Source organism: Mesorhizobium sp. L103C131B0 (assembly GCF_000502275.1).
GTDB lineage: Bacteria > Pseudomonadota > Alphaproteobacteria > Rhizobiales > Rhizobiaceae > Mesorhizobium.
The window spans coordinates 214,723-237,052 of sequence record NZ_AYXC01000016.1 but is presented as its reverse complement, the minus strand read 5'-3'; the positions used below and the strand labels follow the sequence as shown (position 1 = coordinate 237,052).

At 62.9% G+C, this 22,330-nt stretch carries 21 protein-coding genes and 2 pseudogenes; 11 read left to right on the top strand and 12 right to left on the bottom strand.

The genetic code is table 11. The annotated features are described in order from the left end of the window. Nucleotides 1-153 precede the first annotated feature (153 nt). From X730_RS01000000164725 to X730_RS141825, 6 genes and pseudogenes are all read right to left on the bottom strand, one after another. Nucleotides 154-2,209 (bottom strand): annotated as a pseudogene (locus tag X730_RS01000000164725) (M3 family metallopeptidase). 89 nt (nt 2,210-2,298) lie between these two features. Then, nucleotides 2,299-2,712: a hypothetical protein gene (locus X730_RS141805; protein ID WP_023668612.1), complete on the bottom strand. Its 414-nt coding sequence runs from the start codon at nt 2,710-2,712 to the stop codon at nt 2,299-2,301. Nucleotides 2,713-2,779: 67 nt separating this feature from the next. Continuing rightward, complete coding sequence (locus X730_RS141810; protein ID WP_023668613.1) at nt 2,780-3,424, bottom strand: carbonic anhydrase; 645 nt, start codon at nt 3,422-3,424, stop codon at nt 2,780-2,782. Between the two features lie 149 nt (nt 3,425-3,573). Next, complete coding sequence (locus tag X730_RS141815) at nt 3,574-4,338, bottom strand: DUF429 domain-containing protein (RefSeq protein WP_023827114.1); 765 nt, start codon at nt 4,336-4,338, stop codon at nt 3,574-3,576. Further along, complete coding sequence (gene pdxY, locus X730_RS141820) at nt 4,335-5,219, bottom strand: pyridoxal kinase PdxY (RefSeq protein ID WP_023668615.1); 885 nt, start codon at nt 5,217-5,219, stop codon at nt 4,335-4,337. The genes X730_RS141815 and pdxY overlap by 4 nt, the downstream gene beginning before the upstream one ends. Nucleotides 5,220-5,352: 133 nt before the next feature. Beyond that, a complete protein-coding gene (locus tag X730_RS141825; protein ID WP_023668616.1) occupies nt 5,353-5,604 on the bottom strand; it encodes a hypothetical protein in 252 nt (83 codons plus the stop codon). Between the two features lie 163 nt (nt 5,605-5,767). Between X730_RS141825 and X730_RS141830 the strand changes: the two genes are divergently transcribed. From X730_RS141830 to ppa, 7 genes and pseudogenes are all read left to right on the top strand, one after another. Further along, entirely contained in the window at nt 5,768-6,400 is a 633-nt protein-coding gene (locus X730_RS141830) for a LemA family protein (RefSeq protein ID WP_023681434.1), read from the top strand. Nucleotides 6,401-6,639: 239 nt separating this feature from the next. Beyond that, a complete protein-coding gene (locus tag X730_RS141835; RefSeq protein WP_196813610.1) occupies nt 6,640-7,410 on the top strand; it encodes a YgcG family protein in 771 nt (256 codons plus the stop codon). Nucleotides 7,411-7,459: 49 nt separating this feature from the next. Continuing rightward, nucleotides 7,460-7,915 (top strand): annotated as a pseudogene (locus tag X730_RS141840) (TPM domain-containing protein); the annotation flags it as partial. 35 nt (nt 7,916-7,950) lie between these two features. After that, entirely contained in the window at nt 7,951-8,814 is an 864-nt protein-coding gene (locus X730_RS141845) for a YgcG family protein (RefSeq protein WP_023827113.1), read from the top strand. 6 nt (nt 8,815-8,820) lie between these two features. Further along, entirely contained in the window at nt 8,821-9,459 is a 639-nt protein-coding gene (locus X730_RS141850) for a TPM domain-containing protein (RefSeq protein WP_023700186.1), read from the top strand. A 168-nt stretch (nt 9,460-9,627) separates the two neighbouring features. Beyond that, the gene (locus X730_RS141855) at nt 9,628-10,134 is read left to right on the top strand and encodes a GNAT family N-acetyltransferase (RefSeq protein WP_023668622.1); all 507 of its coding nucleotides are present in this window, start codon (nt 9,628-9,630) and stop codon (nt 10,132-10,134) included. A gap of 122 nt (nt 10,135-10,256) precedes the next feature. Continuing rightward, on the top strand, nt 10,257-10,790 hold the full coding sequence (ppa, locus tag X730_RS141860; RefSeq protein ID WP_023668623.1) for an inorganic diphosphatase: 534 nt from the start codon (nt 10,257-10,259) through the stop codon (nt 10,788-10,790). 219 nt (nt 10,791-11,009) lie between these two features. Here the strand turns inward: ppa and X730_RS141865 are convergent, their stop codons facing one another. Continuing rightward, nucleotides 11,010-11,606 (bottom strand): hypothetical protein, encoded by a 597-nt coding sequence (locus tag X730_RS141865; protein ID WP_023700187.1) that lies wholly within the window; start codon nt 11,604-11,606, stop codon nt 11,010-11,012. 255 nt (nt 11,607-11,861) lie between these two features. Then, nucleotides 11,862-12,479, bottom strand: coding sequence for a TetR/AcrR family transcriptional regulator (locus tag X730_RS141870; RefSeq protein ID WP_023668625.1), 618 nt, complete (start codon nt 12,477-12,479; stop codon nt 11,862-11,864). Between the two features lie 73 nt (nt 12,480-12,552). On the opposite strand from X730_RS141870, the gene X730_RS141875 reads away from it, so the two are divergent. Together X730_RS141875 and X730_RS141880 are read left to right on the top strand one after the other, a co-directional pair. Beyond that, complete coding sequence (locus X730_RS141875; RefSeq protein WP_027050546.1) at nt 12,553-13,836, top strand: MFS transporter; 1,284 nt, start codon at nt 12,553-12,555, stop codon at nt 13,834-13,836. 263 nt (nt 13,837-14,099) lie between these two features. Continuing rightward, nucleotides 14,100-15,674 (top strand): alkaline phosphatase, encoded by a 1,575-nt coding sequence (locus tag X730_RS141880; protein WP_023700189.1) that lies wholly within the window; start codon nt 14,100-14,102, stop codon nt 15,672-15,674. Nucleotides 15,675-15,721: 47 nt separating this feature from the next. Here the strand turns inward: X730_RS141880 and X730_RS141885 are convergent, their stop codons facing one another. Next, nucleotides 15,722-16,000 (bottom strand): hypothetical protein, encoded by a 279-nt coding sequence (locus tag X730_RS141885; protein ID WP_023753187.1) that lies wholly within the window; start codon nt 15,998-16,000, stop codon nt 15,722-15,724. A 197-nt stretch (nt 16,001-16,197) separates the two neighbouring features. On the opposite strand from X730_RS141885, the gene typA reads away from it, so the two are divergent. Continuing rightward, nucleotides 16,198-18,027 carry a translational GTPase TypA gene (typA, locus tag X730_RS141890; protein WP_023827112.1) on the top strand — a complete coding sequence of 610 codons (1,830 nt, stop codon included), beginning with the start codon at nt 16,198-16,200 and terminating at the stop codon, nt 18,025-18,027. Nucleotides 18,028-18,082: 55 nt separating this feature from the next. Here the strand turns inward: typA and X730_RS141895 are convergent, their stop codons facing one another. Beyond that, a complete protein-coding gene (locus X730_RS141895) occupies nt 18,083-18,712 on the bottom strand; it encodes a DUF1062 domain-containing protein (protein WP_023700190.1) in 630 nt (209 codons plus the stop codon). 339 nt (nt 18,713-19,051) lie between these two features. Next, entirely contained in the window at nt 19,052-20,086 is a 1,035-nt protein-coding gene (locus X730_RS141900; protein WP_023827111.1) for an L-idonate 5-dehydrogenase, read from the bottom strand. Nucleotides 20,087-20,227: 141 nt separating this feature from the next. On the opposite strand from X730_RS141900, the gene X730_RS141905 reads away from it, so the two are divergent. After that, the gene (locus tag X730_RS141905; protein WP_023712044.1) at nt 20,228-20,842 is read left to right on the top strand and encodes a LysE family translocator; all 615 of its coding nucleotides are present in this window, start codon (nt 20,228-20,230) and stop codon (nt 20,840-20,842) included. A gap of 530 nt (nt 20,843-21,372) precedes the next feature. Here the strand turns inward: X730_RS141905 and X730_RS141910 are convergent. Further along, entirely contained in the window at nt 21,373-22,323 is a 951-nt protein-coding gene (locus tag X730_RS141910) for a hypothetical protein (RefSeq protein WP_155922497.1), read from the bottom strand. Between the last annotated feature and the right edge of the window lie 7 nt (nt 22,324-22,330).

Below are 22,330 nucleotides of genomic sequence, written 5' to 3'. Positions count from 1 at the left end.
CTTCTCCCCTTGTGGGAGAAGGTGTCGCCGCAGGCGACGGATGAGGGGTGTTCCAGCGGAGTGAGGCGTCGGCGTTCCCTGGAACACCCCTCATCCGTCTCGGCGCTTCGCGCCGATCCACCTTCTCCCACAGGGGGAGAAGGGAAAGCCGCGCTACACCAATCCCCGCTTCACCATCATCGCTTCCGGCGAAGGCATCTTGCCGCGGAACGCCGTGTACAGCTCCTCCGGATCCTTCGACCCGCCAGCGGCATAGATATTCTTCCGAAGCCGTTCCGCCAGCGCCGGGTTGAAGGGATCGCCGGTCTCCTCGAAGGCGGCGAAGGCGTCGGCGTCGAGCACTTCCGACCACATGTAGGAATAGTAGCCGGCTGAATAACCGTCGCCGGAGAAGATATGGCCGAAATGCGGGGTGCGATGACGCATGGCGATGGTGTCGGGCATATCAAGCTTTTCCAGCGTTTCGGCTTCGAAACGCAGCGGTTCCGCCGGCGCATCCGGCCGCGCGTGATACGCCATGTCGATCAGCGCCGACGCTGTGAACTCGACCGTGGCGAAACCGGCGCCGAACGTGCGGGCGGCCAGCATCTTGTCGAGCAGCGACTTCGGCATCGGCTTGCCGGTCTTAACATGCAGCGCATGCTTTTCCAGCACTGCGGGCACCGTCAGCCAGTGCTCGTAAAGCTGCGAAGGCAGTTCGACGAAATCGCGGGAAACCGAGGTGCCCGCCACCGACGGCCAGGTGACGTCGGTCAGCATGCCGTGCAAAGCATGGCCGAACTCGTGGAACAGGGTCTTGGCCTCATCGACCGACAACAGCGCCGCTTCCCCCGCCGGTCGGCTTGGCGAAGTTCATGATGTTGTAGATCACCGGCTTGGAGCCATCCCCAAGCTTGTAGCCAGACTTCAGCGCGCTCATCCAGGCGCCAGAACGCTTCGAGGATCGGGCGAAATAGTCGGCGAGGAACAGGCCGCGCTCGCTGCCATCGGCGTTCTTCACCACGAAGACGCGCGCGTCGGGATGCCAGGCGGCGATGCCCTTCTTCTCCTCGAAAGTGATGCCGAACAGTTTTGTGGCGACGTCGAAGCAGGCGTCGATGACCCGGTCGAGTTGCAGATAGGGTTTCAGTTCCGCCTCGTCGAAGTCGAATTTTTCGGCGCGCAATTTCTCCTGGTAGAAGCGCCAGTCCCAGGCGGCGAATTTTTCGTTGCTGCCTGCCTTGGTCGCAAGCCGCTCCAGCTCCTTCTGGTCGGCGGCGGCCTTCTCCAGCGCTTTCTCCCAGACCGGGTCGAGGAGGTCGTGCACAGCCTTCGGCGTCTTGGCCATGGTGTCGTCGAGTTTCAGCGCGGCGAACGAGGCATAGCCGAGCAGCCTGGCCTTTTCGGCGCGCAGTTTCAGCATGTCGCGCACCACTGCGGTGTTGTCGCTGGCGCCGCCATTCTGGCCGCGCATGGTGAAGGCGCGGAAAGCGGTCTCGCGCAGATCGCGGCGTTCAGAAAAGGTCGTGAACGGCTCATAGATTGAGCGCGACAAAGTGACGGCGTAGCGGCCCTTCTGGCCGCGCGTCTCGGCGGCTTCGGCCATCGAACTCTTCACGAAGTCCGGAAGGCCGGCAAGATCAGCCTCGTCGAGGAACAGCGCCCAGTCGCGCTCGTCGGCCAGCACGTTCTGGCCGAAAGTGGTGCCGAGCGAGGACAGCTCCTCGCTGATGTTGGCCAGCCGCTTCTTGCCGTCGGCGTCGAGTTTTGCGCCCGATCGCACAAAGCCTTTCCAGGTCTTCTCCAGCACCCGCAGCGTCTCGACGTCGAGTTTTAGCGTCTCCCGGCGCTGGTAGAGGTCGTCGATGCGGGCAAACAGTTTCTCGTTCATCGAGATCGCCGAGAAATGCCGCGACATCTTCGGCGAGATCTCACGCTCCAGCGCCTGGATCGCATCGTTGGTGTGGGCGCCGGCCCGGCACCCGAAGATCGACGAGACATGGTCGAGCGGCTCACCGGCGAGTTCGAGGGCTGCCAGCGTATTCTCGATGGTCGGCGCATCCTTGTTGCCGGCGATCGCATCGATTTCGGCCTCATGTGCCTTCAGCGCCGCGTCGAACACCGAGGAGAAATCGTCGTCGCCGATGCTGGCAAAATCCGGCAGGCCGAGCGGCCCTTGCCATTTGGTCAGCGGATGGGCGGCGAGATCGACGGTTTTCGTGGACGGCATGGGGGATCTTTCGATGATTGGCGGAGCTTGCTGGACCGATGTAGGGCGATGACTGGCGCGGCGCAACAGCGCGGCCGTTCAAGCCCGCGTCAGAAGCCGTCGCAATTTTCCGCGATCGCCGCTTGCGAACTGGCGGTGATGCGGTTGCCGGTGACGGCGAACGTTTCCTGCATCAGCATGTCATTGTTGGGGAAATCATAGCAGGCGATGACAGTGGTGACGCCGGCCTCGCTCTTTTCGACGCGATGCCGGATTGCGGCGCCGGCGACCGCGCCCTTCCATTCGTCGATCGACGCGATGAACTCCTGCTTCGACTGCACGACGCCGAGATCGTCGAGCTTGATGCGGACATCGTCGGCGAGCAGGTCCGACAATTCGGTGCGATCGGCGACCAGCAGCGCCGAATACCAGCGGTCGATAATGGCGCCGTCATCGGAGCGGGCAGGGACGAGCGAAATCAGCAGTGCCGCTACGGCGAAAGCGATCGCACGCCAAACCCGCATTCTTCCCTCCTCTTATTTGACCATGCCCTTATCCGAAAACCGGTTCCCACTTTTCGGGATCATGGGTCTACGTCAAATCCGGCCGCTCGAAGTCGCCAGTGTCCTTGTTCATCACCCAGAGCTCGCCTGTCGAGATGTCGAACCAGGCGCCATGCAGCGACAGCCGCCCCTTGCCTTCGAGGATGGAGACGCAAGGGAAGGTCCTGAGATTGGCGATCGAATAGCGGATGGAAATCCGCTCGAGCGCCGTCTGCCGTTCGGTTGTCGTCATGAACGTGCTGGACGAAACGGTTTCGGCCGCCGGCGCGATCAGGCTCATCCATTTGCCGATGAAGTCGCCGGGCGACAGCGGCGCCGAATTGGTGTCGAGCGCGGCGCGGATGCCGCCGCAGCGGCCATGGCCCATCACTACGATGTTTTTCACCTTCAGGCTCTGCACGGCGAATTCGAGCGCGGCCGAGGTCGAGTGGAACTCGCCGTCCGGCGCATAGGGCGGCACCAGATTGCCGACATTGCGCAGGACGAACAGTTCGCCCGGACCGGCGTCGAAGATCGCCTCGGGGGCAGAGCGGGAATCGCAGCAGGCAACGATCATGGTTTCGGGCGCCTGCCCTTCGCGGGCGAGCTCGCGATAGCGTCCGCTCTCGGTGAGATAGCGGCCATTCATGAAGTTGCGGTAGCCGGTCCAAAGATGTTCGGGGAGATGGGGCATGGGCTAGGGATGAAGCCTTTCGGGGTTAGCGACGGCAGCTCATTTCAAGTTAGAAAGGCTCTAACGGCAAATGCCCGTCGCGGGCAATGCCGAATTGCGGATGGCTTCGTCGCAAATCGCCATGCCGCACGCATGGCTCGCCGCTTGCCTCACGCCCAGATCGCCAGGGGAATGCCCAAACGGTCGGCAAGCGGCGGGTCGGGAAACGGCTTTGCCTCGCCGCCGGCAATGCGTCCGGCAATCAGCATCATCGCTGCGGCGTCGAGGAAATCGTCGGCGGCAGCACCGCGTGGCGGCGGCTGGTCGAGGAAAGCTCTGGTATAGCCGTGCCGGCACAGCAGCGCCTTGCGTTCTTCCATCCCGGCCGGATTGACGGCGCCCTTGATCTTCTTCGGCAGTGTCATCGGTTTTTCGCCGTTCAGCCGGCAGAAGGCCACTTCGGGATGCGATTCGAAGACGCGGCGGCGCAGTTGCGGACGTGCGATCAGCAGCGCGTCGATCTCGCGTATCTTGGCAAAGATGCCGAAGGCCTGGATCGAGACGCCGCGTGGCGGATCGGAGGTCGCCTTGGCCACCTCGCTGGCGCGCCGATGTGCCTCATACCAGGCCTCGACCGTGGTGAAGCCGCTGGTGTCGGCGTAGAGGGCCGGGCGGGACGGGATAGAGAAGACGCTGGATTGCCGTGCTCCGAGCATTGGCCGTACCAAGGTCTCCGGCCCGCGCCCGCCTCTTTGCGAGACGTCCGGCAGGCCGATCGGCATGTCGACGACCACTGTCGTATCGGCGGGCAAGGCGTCGAGCAGGGTCGCAAAGCTGGGAAAGACGCGGACTGACGGCGCGGCATCCAGATCGCGGCGGACGGCGATCCAGCCGGCCTTGCAGCCGTCGACGCCGACGACCACGGTCGAGGTCACGCCCGGCGGTCCCGCCCCGGATGCGTGAGGTGGCGCAGTTGCACCATCGCCATCGGATGCGACAGGCTCTGGGCATCGGTTTCAAGCTGCAACTCGTCGCCGCCACGCTTGGCGGTTCGCGCCAGGATTTCGTAGACGGCGGCGGTGGTCGATTGCAGCGCCTTGATCGGCGGCTGCCCCGACAGGATGCGGGCGAGGTAGACGGCCGCAGTCAGGTCACCGAGGCCATTCGGCGGCTTGTCGATGAGGCGGTGTTCGGCCAGCAGCGCCTGGGTGCCGTCAAGCAGCAGATTGCCGGTGCCGCCGGTCATCATCGACTGTGCCGACGTCACCAGCATTGTTGACGGTCCGGCATGGAGGGCGGCCGAGATCACCGATTTCAGATCGGGCAAAGGCGCGCCGGCCATCCACTCCAGCTCATAGCGGTTGGGGGTGGCGATGTCGGCGATCGGCATCAGCCGGTCGCGCATCGCGGCGGCCGTCGGCTCGGGCACATAGAGCCCGCCGGAATCGCCCATCACCGGATCGCATATATAAATCGCGTCCGGCGTCTTGGCCTTGACCGCCGCAACCAGCGAGGCGACGGCCTCGGCCTGGCCGGCCTCGCCAAGATAGCCCGACAGCACCGCGCCGACTTCACCCAGCCAGGGCGCGCGCTCGAGATCGGCCATCAGCGCCTTGAACTGGTCGAGCGGCGGCACGATGCGCGTGGCGCGGCCATGGCCCGGATGCCAGGGCAAGATGACCGTCGGTACCGCCCACACGGGAAAGCCCAGCGTCTCCAGCGCAAACACGGCGGCGCGGTTGCCGACCGAGCCGCGGGCGACATGGCTGGAAATGACGATGACCGCGCGCGGCGCGTCGGCTTTTTCGCTGTTCATGGAAAATCCTAGATACGGATAATTTTTCGTTGAATCGTCATCCTGATCTATCTTTTTGGTTGGAGCATGATCTCCGGACAAAACGGTTCCCGCTTGTCCGAGAAAACCGGTTCCCACTTTTCAGGATCATGCTCTAGCTGCCCCGGGAGACGTGGTACACGAGCCAGATCAAAAGGCCGAGGGCGACGATGAGCCCAAGTGCGCGACCGATGCGGGTGCCCCAGACCTCGATCGGATCGGATCGGTCGGCCTCCGCTGCGGTAACATGATCGCGCGCGCCTTTCGCTGCCCGTGACACCAGCGATGCGCCGCCAAGGCCGCCCTCGTTCGCCACGCGCTCGATAATGCGGCGCGATTCGCTGTCATCGTCGTGGCGTTCCGCCATGATCCTGTCCTGTTTGCCGGCAACCATACCGTGTTCGCGCGATCAATCACAGGGCCTCGCCGGCGCATGAATGCGCGCCAGGAATGCGCGCCAGCGGCAGACATTTTCTTGAGCGCGGATTGTGCTAATGCTTCGCATGCAACTTCTGTCGAGGGACCTCACCATGTTTGCCCAGCGCCTTGCCTTCCCTTTTCGCAGTCTGCCGGCCGTGCTGATGATGGCCGTCGTGCTGCCTCTGCTCGCCGGCTGCGGCTTCAACACCATCCCGACGGCGGAGGAAAACGCTAAGGCGGCATGGAGCGAGGTGCTGAACCAGTATCAGCGTCGGTCCGACCTCATTCCCAATTTGGTCGAGACGGTGAAGGGCTATGCCTCGCATGAAAAGGACACGCTCGATGCGGTGGTCGAGGCGCGCGCCAAGGCGACGCAGATCACGGTGACGCCGGAAACGCTGAAGGACCCCGAAGCGCTCAAGAAGTTCCAGGATGCGCAATCAGGGCTGACCAGCGCGCTATCGCGGCTGATCGCGGTGTCGGAGGCCTATCCCGACCTCAAGGCCAACCAGAATTTCCTGGCGCTGCAGGCGCAACTCGAAGGCACCGAGAACCGTATCGCCGTGGCGCGGCGCGACTACATCCTGGCGGTCAAGGATTACAATCTGACGCTGAGGACCTTTCCGTCGGTGCTATGGGCAACCTTCTGGTTCCGCAGCAACGAGCCCTTCGCCAACTTCACCGTCGAAGAAGACAAGATGCAGCCGCCGAAGGTCGATTTCGGCACGAAGCAGGGCGGGTGATGACGTCTGGGTGAGCTTGGCCTTTGCCAGCCTTGCGTTCCTTCACACCCCCCTCTGTCCTGCCGGACATCTCCCCCTCAAGGGGGGAGATCAGCTGTCTTCTGTCCTTGCGCCAAATATCAGCATTGCCGGCTGAGCGTCGGCAGCGAGATTGCCAATCTCCCCCCTCGAGGGGGAGATGTCCGGCAGGACAGAGGGGGACGCGAAGGAACGCCAACCTTGGTGTTCTTCTCGCCTTTCTGGCCGTCTTCCTGCCCCTCACCGCCTTCGCCGCCGACCTCCCCGCGCTGACCGGCCGCGTCGTCGATAACGCCGGGATCATCGATGCAGGCACCAAAGCCGCGCTCACCCAGAAACTCGCCGACTTCGAGACAAAAGGCTCCGACCAGATCGTCGTCGCCACCATCCCCAGCCTCGACGGCGAGGAGATCGAGCCTTACGCCAACCGGCTGTTTCGCTTCTGGAAGCTTGGCCAGGCCAAGGAAAATAACGGCGTGCTGCTGCTGGTGGCGCCGAACGACCGCAAGATGCGCATCGAGGTCGGCTATGGGCTGGAAGGCACGCTGACCGATTTGCACACCAAGCTGATCATCGAAAACGACATGGTGCCGGCGTTCCGCGCCGGCGATTTCTCCGGGGGCATTTCCAAGGCCGTCGACGACATGGTGATGGTGCTGGAAGGCAATCCGGAGGAATTGGAGGCGCGCGGCGAGCGCAACCAGAAGCCGCCCATCAATACCGACAATCTGTTCTTCGGCGTCTTCATCAGCATCTGGGCAATCATCTTCTTCGGCAGCATGGCCGCCTCCATCCTGCCGCCGATCTTCGGCCAAAAACTCGGTCCCGGCCGCTATCGCTGGCTCGGCATGACATTCGAGCCGGGCCGGCGGTCGTCCAGCGGCGGCTGGTCTTCGGGCGGGGGCGGCTGGTCGTCGGGTTCAAGCGGTGGTGGCGGCTTTTCCGGCGGCGGCGGTTCGTCCGGCGGCGGCGGCTCCTCGGGAAGCTGGTGACGAGATGACAACACGCATCGCCAATCCCTGGCATGGCCGCTTCGCCACGATGACCGGCGCTGCCTTGCTGGTCTTGCTCGTCAGCTTCGCGGCGCTGGCGGCGGAACTGCCCGCCCTCACCGGTCGTGTCGTCGACAATGCAGGCATCATCGATGCCGCGACCGAGGCGGCGCTCACCCAAAGACTGGCCGATTTCGAGACCAAAGGCTCCGACCAGATCGTCGTCGCGACGGTTCCCAGCCTCGACGGCGAGGAGATCGAGCCTTACGCCACCCGGCTGTTCAACGCCTGGAAGCTCGGCCAGAAGGCCAAGAACAATGGCGTGCTTCTGCTGGTGGCCGTGAACGACCGCAAGATGCGCATCGAGGTCGGCTACGGGCTGGAAGCCACGCTCACCAACCAGCACGCCACACGGATCATTGAAGGCATGGTGCCGGCCTTCCGCGCCGGGGATTTCTCCGGCGGTATTTCCAAAGCGGTCGACGACATGATCATGGTGATTGAGGACAGTCATGGTGGTTGAGGGGAACTGGTGACGGCATGACAGTACGCGTCTTCAATCCGCCAAGACCTGGCCGCGCAGCCGCGACGATCGGCATCGCCCTGTTGACGATGCTCACCATGCTGTTTGTAGCCTTGGCGGCAGACCTGCCGGCACTCACCGGGCGGGTGGTCGACAATGCCGGTATTATCGACGCCGCGACCAAGGCGGCACTGACGCAGAAGCTCGCGGATTTCGAGACCAAAGGCTCCGACCAGATCGTCGTCGCCACGATCAACAGCCTCGACGGCGAGGAGATCGAACCCTACGCCAACCGGCTGTTCCGCTTCTGGAAACTCGGGCAGGCCGGCGAAAACAACGGCGTGCTTCTGCTGGTGGCCAAGAACGACCACAAGATGCGCATCGAGGTCGGCTACGGGCTGGAAGGCACGCTGACCGACCTGCACACCAAACTGATCATCGAAAACGACATGGTGCCGGCGTTCCGCGCCGGTGATTTCTCCGGCGGCATTTCCAAGGCCGTCGACGACATGGTCATGGTGCTGGAAGGCAACCCGGAAGAGCTGGAGGCGCGCGGCAAGCGCAACCCGGCCGACCGCAGCACGCCCATCGATCCCGTCGTCGCGGTCTTCCTGATCCTGTGGGCGGCGATGTTCTTCGGCGGCCTGGCGATGGCCTTCCTGCCGCCGATCTTCGGCACCAAGCTGTCGCCGGGCGTGTATAAATGGCTGGGCATGACCTTTCGCTACGGCCAGGGGCCGAGCGGATCGTCCTCGGGCTCCAGCAGCTGGACAACAAGTTCGTCGTCGGGCAGCAGCTGGTCTTCGGGCTCAAGCAGCGGCGGCGGGTTTTCAGGCGGCGGCGGTTCGTCTGGCGGTGGCGGGTCTTCAGGGAGCTGGTGAGAGAAGATGGCAACACGACCGATCAGCCCACAGGACCATGAGCGCATCGCCACCGCGATCCGCGCGGCCGAGGCCAAAACCGACGGCGAGATCTACTGCGTCGTTGCGCATGCCAGCGACGGCTATTTCTTTCCCGCCGCCTTCATGGCGACATCAGGCATGCTGATTGCCAGCCTCGCCGTCGCTTATGGGCTGGAAGCCTGGTGGCTGTCGATCCGGCTGCCGCATTTCGTCATTGTCCAACTGCTGGCACTGGCCTCGGTGTTGGTGCTTTTGTGGGCGCTGCCGGGCTTGCGCATCCATCTGGTGCCGCGCCGGCAGCGTTATCAGGCGGCACATGACAATGCGCTCAGGCAGTTCCTCGCCCGCAATGTCCACCGCACCACGGCGCGCACCGGCGTGTTGGTCTTCGTGTCGATCGCCGAGCGTTATGCCGAAGTGGTCGCCGATTCGGGCATCGACAGCAAGGTCGGCCAGCATGTCTGGGACGGCGTGGTGCGCGATCTCCTGCAGCATGCCGGTGACGACCGGCTCGCCGACGGCTTCGTCAAGGCGATCGGGCAGGTCGGCGCGGTGCTGGCCGAGCATTTCCCGGTGACGTCGGGCGATGCCAATGAACTGGACGATCATCTCGTCGAGATCTGAAAAGCCAGCACGCGCTACCCGGACGGACGCCTGACCGCGCCGGCTGGGTGCGTTTTCCAGGCAGGCTTTGCCCATTGTCAGCAGTGTCGCGATCGGCTGTGAGAAAGCGGTCGGCGGGCTGACCTCGACTCTTGCAAATGGCCGATGCGGGTTTATGGTTAACAAATCATGAATACGCTGAGCATCGACATCAGGAAAGCCGAACCGCGCGACGCCGGCGCCATTGCGGACGTGCACCAGCAGGCTTGGGAGGGCGCCTATTCCGGCATCATCCCGCATCGCTCGCTGACCTCGATGATCAACCGCCGCGGCGCCGACTGGTGGGCCAACGCCATCCGCCGCGCCGCCACCGTTCTGGTGGTCGAGATCGGCGGCACCATCGCCGGCTATGCCACGATCGGCAAGAACCGCGCCCGCGAGCTGAAGCAACAGGGCGAAATCTACGAACTTTACCTGCGTCCGGAATATCAGGGCATCGGGCTCGGCAGCCGGCTGTTCAAGGCGGCGCGGGCGCGGCTTGCCGACCACGGGCTGAAGGGAATGGTGGTGTGGGCGCTGGAAGACAACCAGAACGCACTTTCCTTCTATGCCGGCGCGGGTGGCCGTGACGTCGCCGAAGGCGTCGAGATTTTCGAGCAGAGGGCGCTCAAGAAGGTCGCCTTCGTCTGGGAATGACCGGCCTCGGTTACAAATCATCATAAACCGTGCGCTTCCGTTAGCGCTTCGCACCAATCGCCGCATTGCACCATGCCGCGCCGCCCGCTATCGATCTTGGAGATCGAGAGAGGGATTTAAGCATGCGTATCGAAGCCATTGCCATCGGAAAGAACCCGCCCGAGGACATCAACGTCATCATCGAGGTGCCGATCGGTGGCGAGCCGATCAAGTACGAGATGGACAAGGAGGCCGGCACGCTGTTCGTCGACCGTTTCCTGCATACGTCGATGCGCTACCCCGGCAATTACGGTTTCGTGCCGCACACGCTGTCGGGCGACGGCGACCCGATCGACGTGCTGGTCTGCAACACGCGCGCGCTGGTGCCGGGCTGCGTCATCAATGTGCGACCGATCGGCGTGCTGGTGATGGAAGACAATGCCGGCCAGGACGAGAAGGTCATTGCCGTGCCGTCGCCGAAGCTGACGCTGCGCTACGAAAACGTCACCGAATACACGCAGCTGCCCGAGATCACCCGCGACCAGGTCCAGCACTTCTTCGAGCACTACAAGGATCTCGAGCCCGGCAAATGGGTCAAGATCGAAGGCTGGCACGATTCCAAATACGCCAAGAAGATGATCGTCGACGCGATCGCACGGGCGAAGGCGGCAAAGTAGCGCCGAGAGAGGCCTGCGTCTCGTTCAAGTAAGCGGCAAACGCCAGCGCGAGGCACCCCCCTCTGGCCTGCCGGCCATCTCCCCCTCAAGGGGGGAGTCGCAACGGCTTTCGTCAATTTTCAGCGCCGAAAGAAAAGCGCCGCCAGCGAAGCTGCCAATCTCCCCCCTTGAGGGGGAGATGCCCGGCAGGGCAGAGGGGGGTGCCTTGCACCCACGTGACTAGTTATCCACCCGACCAAACGCCGGCACGTTGCCGATGACGGTGTGCTTGTCCTTGCCACAGGCGAAACTCTTCGCCTTTTCGTCGGCCAACTTGCGCGCCTGGTCATTGGCCTGCGGGTTGCCGGTGGCCAGCACGAGGCCGATGGTGCAGCCGTCGCGGGCTTCCATCTGGGCGACCTTGGCGACGAGCAGCACTTCGGTCGGCTTGTTCTCGTCCTCGGGATTGCTGATCGAGCGGCGGTGGATGACGGCAAAGGGAACGGCAACGTCGCCCTTGGTCTCGATGCGCCACTCGACCTTGGCGCCGGACGAGTTGAAGCCGGAAAAGCTCTCCCAGACCGAGGTCATGTCGCCGCCGGGCGGAAATCCGTAGAACAGCGATTCACGGGCGTCGTCATAGGCGATCAGCACGGGATAGCCACGATAGCCGGAGCAGGCGAGTTCGGCCCATTCGCCGTCGCCTTCCTGCGCCTGCGCATAGGTGACGCAGTCCTTTTGCGAGTCGAGGTCGGTGTAGACGCTGGATATTCCGTCGGCATGGGCGGTTTGGGATAGGGCGGCGAGGGCGAATGGAACAAGCAGCAGGGTTCGCATGCGGACGTCTCCCGTGAAGTTCGCCCCAGCCTATCGCCAAATCTGCGGCCGGCCTAGCGTGCCAATCTCAACGTTGGCGCCGCCCAAATCGCCCTGCCGGGCAATTCTCCCCCTGAACGGGAGAAAGTGGCCGGCTGCGCCGCTGGCGACAACCTTGCAACGCTGGCAATTGGCGAAATCGTGATGAGAGCGTTCCTCGCCCCATTTCCGGGAAAGGATGCCGGCAGGTGAGGGGCGGCGCCAACGTTCGAAATGTTATTTCTTCAAGCTCGCCTCGATCAGCAGGTCGGCGTTGTGGGCGACCGCTGCCGCCGGGCCTCCGAGGCCGAAGAGCTGGCCACTGATATAGGCGCCTTCGATCAACAGCAGCAGGCCGTCGCCGAGCGTGTCAGGGTCTTTAGCGCCCATCGCTGCGGCCATCGCGCGCAGGCGGTGGCGCAACTCCTGCTTGTTGGCCTCGCTGACGACGCGCGCCGGATGGCCATGTTCGGGATATTCCACCGCCGCGTTGGTCATGCCGCAGCCGCGATAGTCCGGCCTTTGCGTGCGCTTGCCGACGCGAGTCAGGAAAGCCCTGAGCTGTGCCCGCGGGTCGCCGGGATGGGCAGCCACGGCTTCGTCGAAACGCTCCCAATACTCACGGTCATATTGCCTGAGATAGGAAGCGGCGAGCTCGTCCTTGGAGGGAAAGCTGCGGTAGAGGCTGGGCTTGGTGACGCCGGCGCGCTTGACGATCTCGTCGACGCCGATCGCCCGGATGCCGCGGCGGTAGAACAGGTCGTACGCCACGTCGAGGATTTTCTTGGCAGCCTTGGGCGGTGCGGCTGCATGACCGTCCTTGATGGTCAGTTCAATATTTTTGTCCGTTGGCATGGTATGACTCGATTGACGTGTTACCGATCGGTACGTATACATGTCCTCACCCTGCAACGTACCGGTCAGTAACATGATAGCTCAATCCCGTCCCTTTGGCCAGCGCTACGCTTTCGTCGTGGTTGGCGTCATCTTCCTCTGCTTGTTGATCGCGGCCGGGCTTCGTTCCGCACCCTCGGTGATGATGCTGCCGTTGGATAAAAGCTTCGGCTGGGGGCGCGATACGGTTTCGATTGCCGCCGCGATCGGCATCTTCCTTTACGGCCTGACCGGGCCGTTTGCCGCCGCATTGATGGAGCGTATCGGCTTGCGCCGCACGCTGCTTGCCTCGCTTGTGATCATGTCGGGCTCGACCGCGCTCAGCCTGCTGATGACCGAGCCATGGCATCTGTTCCTCACCTGGGGCGTGTTTTCAGGTATCGGCTCCGGCGCGGTCGCCACCGTGCTCGGCGCCACCATCGTCAACCGCTGGTTCAAGACCAATCGCGGCTTGGTGATGGGGCTGATGTCGGCCTCCAGCGCCACCGGCCTCTTGGTGTTCCTGCCGCTGCTGGCATCGCTCGCCCAGTCGGGCGGCTGGCAGCCCGTCGCTACCGCCGTCTCGATCGCCACCGCCTGTCTTCTGCCGCTGGTCTGGCTGTTGGTTCCGGAGCGTCCCGCTTCGATCGGCATGGTGCGCTATGGCGCCGGGACCGATGACGTGCCGCCGGTATCGCCGGCATCGCAAGGCAATTTCCTGGCGCATACGCTGAACACGCTACGCCGCGCTGCCGGCACCCGCGTCTTCTGGTATCTGTTCGCCACCTTCTTCATCTGCGGCTTCACCACCAACGGGCTGGTCGGCACGCATCTGATCTCTTTCTGCGGCGACATGGGCATCCCCGAGGTACAGGCCGCGGGCCTGCTGTCGCTAATGGGCATTTTCGACCTGATCGGGACGACGCTCTCGGGCTGGCTCACCGACCGTTTCGACCCGCGCAAGCTGCTCGGCGTCTACTACGGCATTCGCGGCCTGGCGCTGATCTATCTGCCCTATTCCGGCTTCTCGGCGACCAGCCTGATCATCTTCGCCGTGCTCTACGGTCTCGACTGGATCGCCACCGTGCCGCCGACGCTCAGGCTCGCCAACGAGGCCTTCGGTGACCGCAGCGGCCCGATCGTGTTCGGCTGGATCGTAGCCGGCCACCAGGTCGGCGCCGCCACCGCCGCCGCCTTCGGCGGCACCATGCGCGAACTGCAGGGCAATTACGAACTGGCTTTCCTGATCGCCGGCATGACGGCGATCGTGGCTGCGTGTCTGTCGCTGCTGATCAATACGAGCAGGCCGGCTTTCGATCCGGAGCCGCAAGCGGCGTAAGGCGCGGTACTAATCTCCCCCCTCAGGGGGGAGATGGCCGCGAAGCGGCCAGAGGGGGTCCGTGCGACCGGACTCAGCCTCTTGCGCATAGGAGGTCGGCGCTCCAAGCGAGGCGACCCCCTTCTGTCGCCTTCGGCGACATCTCCCCCCTCAAGGGCGGAGATCACCTGTCGGTTGTTATCAAAGTTTCATCTTCCCGAGATGTGGCTGAAACATTGAAGCTGGAGCTTGCTGGCACCGTTCGAAGCCATCAGGAGACAGCCATGAACAAGATCTCGTTGACCCGCCGCGCTTTCGTCACCTCTGCCAGCGCCGCCGGTCTGCTCGGCGCATCGGGGCTCGCTTTGCCCTATTATTCGCGCGCCAGCCAGCGCCCGGCCTTCACCCATGGCGTCCAGTCCGGCGATGTCGATGCCTCGAGCGGCATGGTGTGGACGCGCACCGACCGGCCTTCGCGCGTCATGTTCGAAGTGTCGTCGACGGAAAACTTCGCCAATGCGACGCGGCTGGCGCCGCTCGATACCTCGCCGGCCAGCGACTTCACGGTCAAGCGCCTGCTTACCGACCTCGCCTCCGACCAGGATATCTTCTACCGGATGACTGCCGCCGACCTGTCGGATATCAACGCCGTTTCCGAACCGATCGTCGGCCGTTTCCGCACAGCACCCGCCTCGAAGCGCGACATAAAATTCGCCTGGTCGGGCGACACGGCCGGCCAGGGCTGGGGAATCGATGAGACCGGCATGAAAACCTACGCCACCATCGCCAGGCACACGCCGGATTTCTTCCTGCATTCCGGCGACACCATCTATGCCGATGGCGCCATGAAGGACGAGGTAGACCTGCCTGGCGGCGGCAAGTGGAAAAACGTCGTCCTGATCGACGGCAAGCGCAAGGTGGCCGAGACGCTGGATGAGTACCGCGACCAGTGGAAATACAACATGATGGACAAAAACGTTCTGGCCTTGAGCGCCATCTGCCCGACCTTCTACCAGTGGGACGATCACGAGGTGCTGAACAACTGGTCGGATTCGAAGAATCTCGGCGCCGACAGCCGCTACACCGAAAAATCCATCCATGTGCTCGCGGCGCGTGCGGCGCGCGCCTTCCATGAGATGACGACGATCCGCTACGAGCCGTCCGAGCCCGGCCGCGTCTACCGCAAGATCGCGCATGGGCCGCTGCTCGACGTGTTCTTCCTCGACATGCGCTCCTATCGCGGCCCGAACGGCCCCGACATGCAGGAGGACATGACGCCGCAGTCACGCATGCTGGGCGAACAGCAGACGAAATGGCTGAAGCGCGAGCTGACGAATTCCAGGGCGACCTGGAAGATCATTGCCGCCGACATGCCGCTCGGCCTCGTCGTCTGGGACGACGGCGCCAAGAAGGTCGGCGCGGAAGCCATCAGCAATGGCGACAATGGCCTGCCCAAAGGCCGCGAGCTCGAGATCGCCGACCTGTTGCGCTACATCAAGACTGCCGGCATCACCAACACGGTCTGGTTGACCGCCGATGTCCACTACACGGCGGCGCACTATTACAACCCCGACAAGGCGCGGTTCCAGGATTTCAATCCTTTCTGGGAATTCGTCTCGGGCCCGATCCACGCCGGTACCTTCGGTCCCAATGATTTCGACATGACCTTCGGCCCGGAGCTGAAATTCATCAAGGCGCCGACCACCGAACAGGGCCAGAACCTGCCACCCTCGGCCGGCCTGCAGTTCTTTGGCCTGGTGGACATTTCAGGGGCGACAGAGCAGCTGACCGTGCGGCTGATGGATCGCGACGACATCGAGCTTTACAAGGTGACGCTCGATCCGGTGCGGTCGGCGTAAGCCTTTGGGTCGGTGCGAAGGATCGCTATGCCTGGAATGGGCAACTGTCAGTCCGGGTAGCAAACCGTCGGAATCTTCGGCCACACCGCGCTGTCGCAGCCTGCAACCTGCTGCCTCTGCTTGAAAGAGGCGCTGACCGGGCCGGTGACCACGGGGTCGACGCCATCAGGGGCGTCGGCAAACATCTGCTCGGCCGTCCGGTCGGACGACGAAGCCGGATTGGCTTCCTTCACCGTGGCGGCCGATTGAGCGGCATTGGCCGCCAGCACGGCAGCGAATGCGACCGAAGCGATGAGGGGCCAAAATCGGTTGAGTTTGTCGGTCATGAATTTCGAACTACCCGGGCCCAGAAAGGTTCCCGCCTTGGTTAACAAAACCATCTCACACCGAGATGCTTAAGATTTGATGAGTATTTGGTGGTGCGCCTCCTCTTTCGCAATTGCGAAAAACCCTGTATGAGCCGCGCAACCGAAAGAGGCGGCGCCTTTTGGCCTGCTGCCTGCAACGCTCCCGAGACCACAAAATGAAAATTCGTAATATCGCGATCATCGCGCACGTCGACCATGGAAAAACCACCCTCGTCGACCAATTGCTGCGGCAATCCGGTTCCTTCCGCGACAATCAGCGCGTCGCCGAGCGCGCCATGGATTCCAACGACCTCGAAAAGGAACGCGGCATCACCATCCTGGCCAAGGCGACCTCGGTCGACTGGAAGGACACCCGCATTAACATCGTCGACACACCCGGCCACGCCGATTTCGGCGGTGAGGTCGAGCGCATCCTGTCGATGGTGGATTCGGCGATCGTGCTGGTCGACGCCGCCGAAGGCCCCATGCCGCAGACCAAGTTCGTCGTCGGCAAGGCGCTCAAGGTCGGCCTGAAGCCGATCGTCGTCATCAACAAGATCGACCGTCCGGACGCCCGCCACGTCGAGGTGGTCAACGAGGTGTTCGACCTGTTTGCAGCGCTTGACGCGACCGACGAGCAGCTCGACTTCCCGATCCTCTACGGTTCTGGCCGCGATGGCTGGGTCTCGGAAAATCCGGAAGGCCCGAAGGACCAGGGCCTGGCGCCGCTGTTCGACCTCGTCATCAAGCATGTGCCGGAGCCGACCGTTCATCCCGGCCCGTTCCGCATGATCGGCACCATCCTGGAAGCCAATCCATTCCTCGGCCGCATCATTACCGGCCGCATCGAGAGCGGCACGCTGAAGTCCAACCAGGCGGTCAAGGTGCTCCACCATGACGGCACCCAGATCGAAACCGGGCGCATCTCCAAGATCCTCGCGTTCCGTGGCCTCGAGCGCCAACCGATCGAAGAGGCGCAGGCGGGTGACATCGTCGCCATTGCCGGCCTGTCCAAAGGCACCGTCGCCGACACGTTCTGCGACCTGGCGGTGACCGAGGCGTTGCATGCGCAACCGATCGATCCGCCGACCGTGACCATGTCTTTCCTGGTCAACGATTCGCCGCTCGCCGGCACTGAAGGCGACAAGGTGACCAGCCGCGTCATCCGCGACCGCCTGCTGCGCGAAGCCGAAGGCAATGTCGCGCTCAAGATCGAGGAATCGCCTGACAAGGATTCGTTTTTCGTTTCCGGCCGTGGCGAATTGCAGCTGGCCGTGCTGATCGAGACGATGCGCCGCGAAGGCTTTGAAATCGCCGTGTCGCGTCCGCGCGTCGTCATGCAGAAGGGCGAAAGTGGCGAATTGCTGGAGCCGGTCGAGGAAGTCGTCATCGACGTCGACGAGGAGCACGCCGGCATCGTCGTGCAGAAGATGTCGGAGCGCAAGGCCGAGATGGTCGAGCTGCGGCCTTCGGGCGGCAACCGTCAGCGCATCGTCTTCCACGCGCCGACGCGCGGACTGATCGGCTACCAGTCGGAACTGTTGACCGACACGCGCGGCACCGCCGTGATGAACCGGCTGTTCCACGCCTACCAGCCCTACAAGGGCGAACTGCCGGGCCGCACCAACGGCGTGCTGATCTCCAACGAACAGGGCGAGGCAGTGGCCTATGCCATGTGGAACCTCGAAGACCGCGGCCCGATGGTCATCGACCCGGGCGTCAAGGTCTATCAGGGCATGATCATCGGCATCCATAGCCGTGACAACGACCTCGAAGTGAACGTGCTGAAGGGCAAGAAGCTGACCAACATCCGCGCCGCCGGCAAGGACGAGGCGGTGAAACTGACGCCGCCGATCCGCATGACGCTGGAGCGCGCGCTGGCCTGGATCCAGGACGACGAGCTGGTCGAGGTGACGCCGAAGACCATCCGCCTGCGCAAGCTCTATCTCGACCCGAACGAGCGCAAGCGCTTCGAGAAGTCGGCCAAGGTTGTGGGCGCGGCGTAATCGTCTGATTGTCTAAATTCGAGAGGGGCGAAGCACCGGTGCTTCGCCCCTCTTGTCATTCACCCACGGCAGCCGAAATGATGGCTTCACGATCCGGCTCGTCGGCCAGGTCAATGCGAATCGCCGTGCCGTCGCGGGCTGGCTTGCGCAAAGCTCTGGCGCCTTCGGGAACAACAACCAGCAATCGTTTCTCCTCCAGCGCCTGAAGCCTTGATCGGGAGATGCCGAGTTCGCCGGCGAGCAGACGGTTGAGCCGCAGCGATGTCGGCATTTCCAGCCCAAGCCTGATTTCAAGCGCGGCTGCGGGTCGGCCTTCGCCGCCGAGCCGGTGTTTGTGAACGGCGACATCGGGAAACTCCTCGACGCGGCCGACCCGGTTTCGCAAAGCCACGACATCGAAGGCATGGCGGCGGGCGAGGGCCGGATCGTTGCTTTCGAGCGCTGCCAGCAGCGCGGGTTCGATGTCGCGGCGGTTGCAGCGTTCGAAAATGCCGAAATTCCACGAATTGTCGCAGTCGATGCAGCGATAGATCAGCCAGACATCAATGCGTTTGCCATTGGCGTTGACGCGGAATTTGTCGCTGCAGCGATAGGCTTTCACGGCGCCGCAGCGGTTGCAGTGGATCAGGGGTCGAGGTGCGATTTCGGGCGCGATTGCCCAGCGGATAGCGAGATGTTGGGACAAGCCGGAAGACCTTCCAGTGTGGAAGTTCTTCAGGTCGGCAATGGCGAGATGCCCATGCGGGCACGGCGTGGCGAGAGCTAGCTATGTCGGAAATCAGCTGTCACGGGCGGCAAAGCGCGCGACAACGGTTCAGCAGTGCCAAACCGGTCTCGAACCGCCGCCTGAGGAACACGTGAAATGGAGCAGGCACCGCTTAATGCGGCGCCCTGCCAAGTGTGATCAGGGAGTTGGCGAGACCGGCGGTTACTGAGGCAAAATGAAGCTCGAAATGAATGTCGGGACGGTTCTTCTAGCGGCAAGATGCCGAGCGGGCAAGGTTCATAGGGTGTCTCGCCCTGCTCAGGCGAAGGCGATCTGTACCTTCATCGATTTGTTGCGGTCGCCGGCGATCTCGAAAGCCGCAACCGCCTCGTCCATCGGATAGATGCCGGTCAGCAGCGGCTTGACGTCGACGCGACGGTTGTTGATCAGATCGACGGCCAGCGCGAACTCGTCGTGGAAACGGAAGGAGCCGCGCATTTCGATCTCCTTGGCGACGATGAGATTCTGAGGCAGCGACATGTCGCCGCCTAGGCCGAGCTGCACGAGCACCCCGCGCGGCTTCAGCACATCGAGCCCGGCTCGCACCGCGCGCTCATTGCCGGAGCATTCGAACATGACGTTGAAACTGCCCTTCTCGACATTGTAGCCAGCGAGCTTGTCGGCATCTGTGGCGACATTGATGGTGCGGTCGGCGCCGATCTCGTTGGCCTTGGCCAGAACCGCGTCCATGACATCGGTGACGACGATCTCACGCGCGCCGTGGACACGTGCGGCAAGGATGCTGAGCGCACCGATCGGCCCGCAGCCGGTGACCAAGACCCGCTTGCCGAGCAGCGAGCCGGCGCGGTTGACGGCATGCAGCGTTACCGCGAACGGCTCGGCAAAGGCGGCTTCGTTGATGGAGACATAATCGGCGATCTTGTGGCACTGCCAGGCCTCGGCGACGAGGCGCTGGCGGAAGGCCCCCTGTATGTGCGGCATCGGCATGGCGCTGCCGTAGAATCGCATGTCGAGGCATTGGTTCTGCACGCCCTGCAGGCAGTATCGGCACGCATTGCAGGGCCGGCTGGGCGAAATAGCGACGCGGTCGCCGACGGCGAGGCTGGAGACGCCGGCGCCAAGCGCCTTCACCGTGCCGGCGACCTCATGTCCGAGGATCATAGGCTCGCGCAGGCGCACCACGCCGAAGCCGCCATGATTGTAGTAGTGCAGGTCCGAGCCGCAGATGCCGCCGGCCTCGACCGATATTTCGACCTGTCCGGCGCCAGGCGCGCCCGAATCGGTCTCTTCGATGCGCAGGTCTTTTGCGGCGTGGATGACGATTGATTTCACGGCCGCGATCCTTTCTCAAACCGCTGGCACGGGCAAGTCCGATCTCCGAAATGTGTCGCGTTCGTTGGCCCATCAGGCAGAGGGGTGCCAAATTGACGCCGATCGGATATTCTTCGCCATCCAACGCTCGAAGGCTCCGTCATGCACCTCACCTCGCTCCTGATCTTCGCCGCCGCTTTGTTCGTCGCCGCCGGTTCGCCCGGACCGTCGATCGCAGCCCTTGTCGCCCGCGTCATCTCGAAGGGCTTTCGCGACGTGTTCCCGTTCCTGCTTGCCATGTGGATCGGCGAGGGCATCTGGTTGTCGCTGGCGGTGTTCGGGCTGGCGGTCGTGGCGCAGACGTTTCATTTCGCCTTCGTCGTCGTGAAATGGGTGGGCGTCGCCTACCTCGCTTACCTCGCCTGGAAGATGTGGACGGCGCCGGTCGAGGCCAGGGAAGGCGAGATGCCGCGTGAGGATTCGCCGCTCAAGCTCTTCTTTGCCGGCATGGCGGTGACGCTCGGCAACCCCAAGATCATGATGTTTTATCTGGCCCTGCTGCCGACGATCATCGACCTTGCTTCGGTCAGCGTCATCGGCTGGGTCGAACTGACGGCGACGATGGCGGTTGTGCTCATCGCCATCGATCTCGCCTGGGTGATCGCGGCGTCACAGGCGCGCAAGCTGTTGAAAAGCAAGCGCGCCATGAAGATCGCCAACCGCGTCAGCGCCACGACGATGGCCGGCGCCGCCGCGGCCATCGCGGCGCGATCCTGATCGCCTTTCTATGGCACCTCAAAACTAGACTTTGTCCAACAGGTCCATGCTGTCGCCGGTGCCCACTTTCCAGCCGGCGAAGCATCCCAAAACGCCACAGGCGCGCATCGTTCGCCAACATAAAGCCAGCGAACGCCGCCACGTCCCGGGTAGATGGAAAACCCGACGCCGATGTTTGCAGCTTCGGAGCCGCACTCGGTGCACGCCCATCGTTCCGGCTGGGCTTCGTCCCAAAATTCCTCGCTGTCGCAGATAAGATGCTCGGAGCCACAGGCTGTGCATGTTCGTCGCGCCACACCCTCGTCATCGTCGGCATCGAGGAGAAACGAGATGGAACCGCACTTGCAGCGGGCGAGCCTGAAGTCGTGAACCTCATATCCTTCGGAGGCATACCCCTCCAGGTATTCTGCGATGTCCGTGGGTTCCCTCCAACCCACCATTTGCCTGAGGTGTCTATGGTCATGAGTTATCTCGTCTATGGCGTGATATCGTTCGTTCGGCCGCATATCGATGGCCGCCGTTACGACTCTCTATTTAGCTGTCGGCATAACAGTTATGTTCCATATGTCGCCGAACACCTTTGTCCTGTTCTGCCCAATTGCCTCAAGCTTTTCCTCGTACAAAACATGTCTGGTCACGCCGCTATCGATGTCGACCGTGCAGTCAGCTGTGTTTGATTTGTGAACCGCAGCATCGGTACGGACGATCTGCTTCTCCGTTTTACCCGTTTCTGGATTCAGTTTCTCGACCGTGTCGACAAGAACCCCGGAGAGTTTCTCGGCATCCGAGGTCATGTGGAATTTCAACGTTGCCGTCCGCGCAATCTGATCGACGCCAACGAGCAGACTCGAGCGCGAATTGGCGAAGGGGTCACCGGCTTCATTTAGCGTCGTGTCGGTCGACGCTGTTTCCCTGCCTATGGGTAAATCGCTGTTCTGGCAGGTCGCTATGATATCAAGTTCCTGTAGGAAGTAAGGAACAGCCGTCTCGGGAGTTAGACCCGCGAAAAACTTACGAATCGTATTTTGAGCTGCTTCGTGATTGGCGTATTTGGGCAGTGCGAACAGCTCCTTCTCGACGACGTCTCGAACAGCTGGCCAACTCTTCAGGGCAACAGGCGCTCCCCGAATGTCGGTATCGAACTCGATGCGCATTCCGCGAGGCGCCGAGACGGTAGCCCAATTGTAAAGCGGGACTGGCCCGCTGCTAAGTTCTGTAATGGTCCAGGCAGAGGAATAGCCGCCTTCGCGGCTTTCTATCACTTCATATCGACCGCTGATCCTGCCTCTTTCCGTTGAGGTGACGCCGCGATCGGCAATCGTCTTCGTCCGCTCTATTTCGACAAGCCAGACTTGTCCCGCGGTTGGTTGGTAGGGAAGGGAAATGGATGCGCCGGCGGGGGCGGTTGTCTCACCATGCGTTTCATGGCCTACCAGCAAAACCGATACGATGGCGGCTGCAAAGATAGAAGCTCGAACCACTTAACCC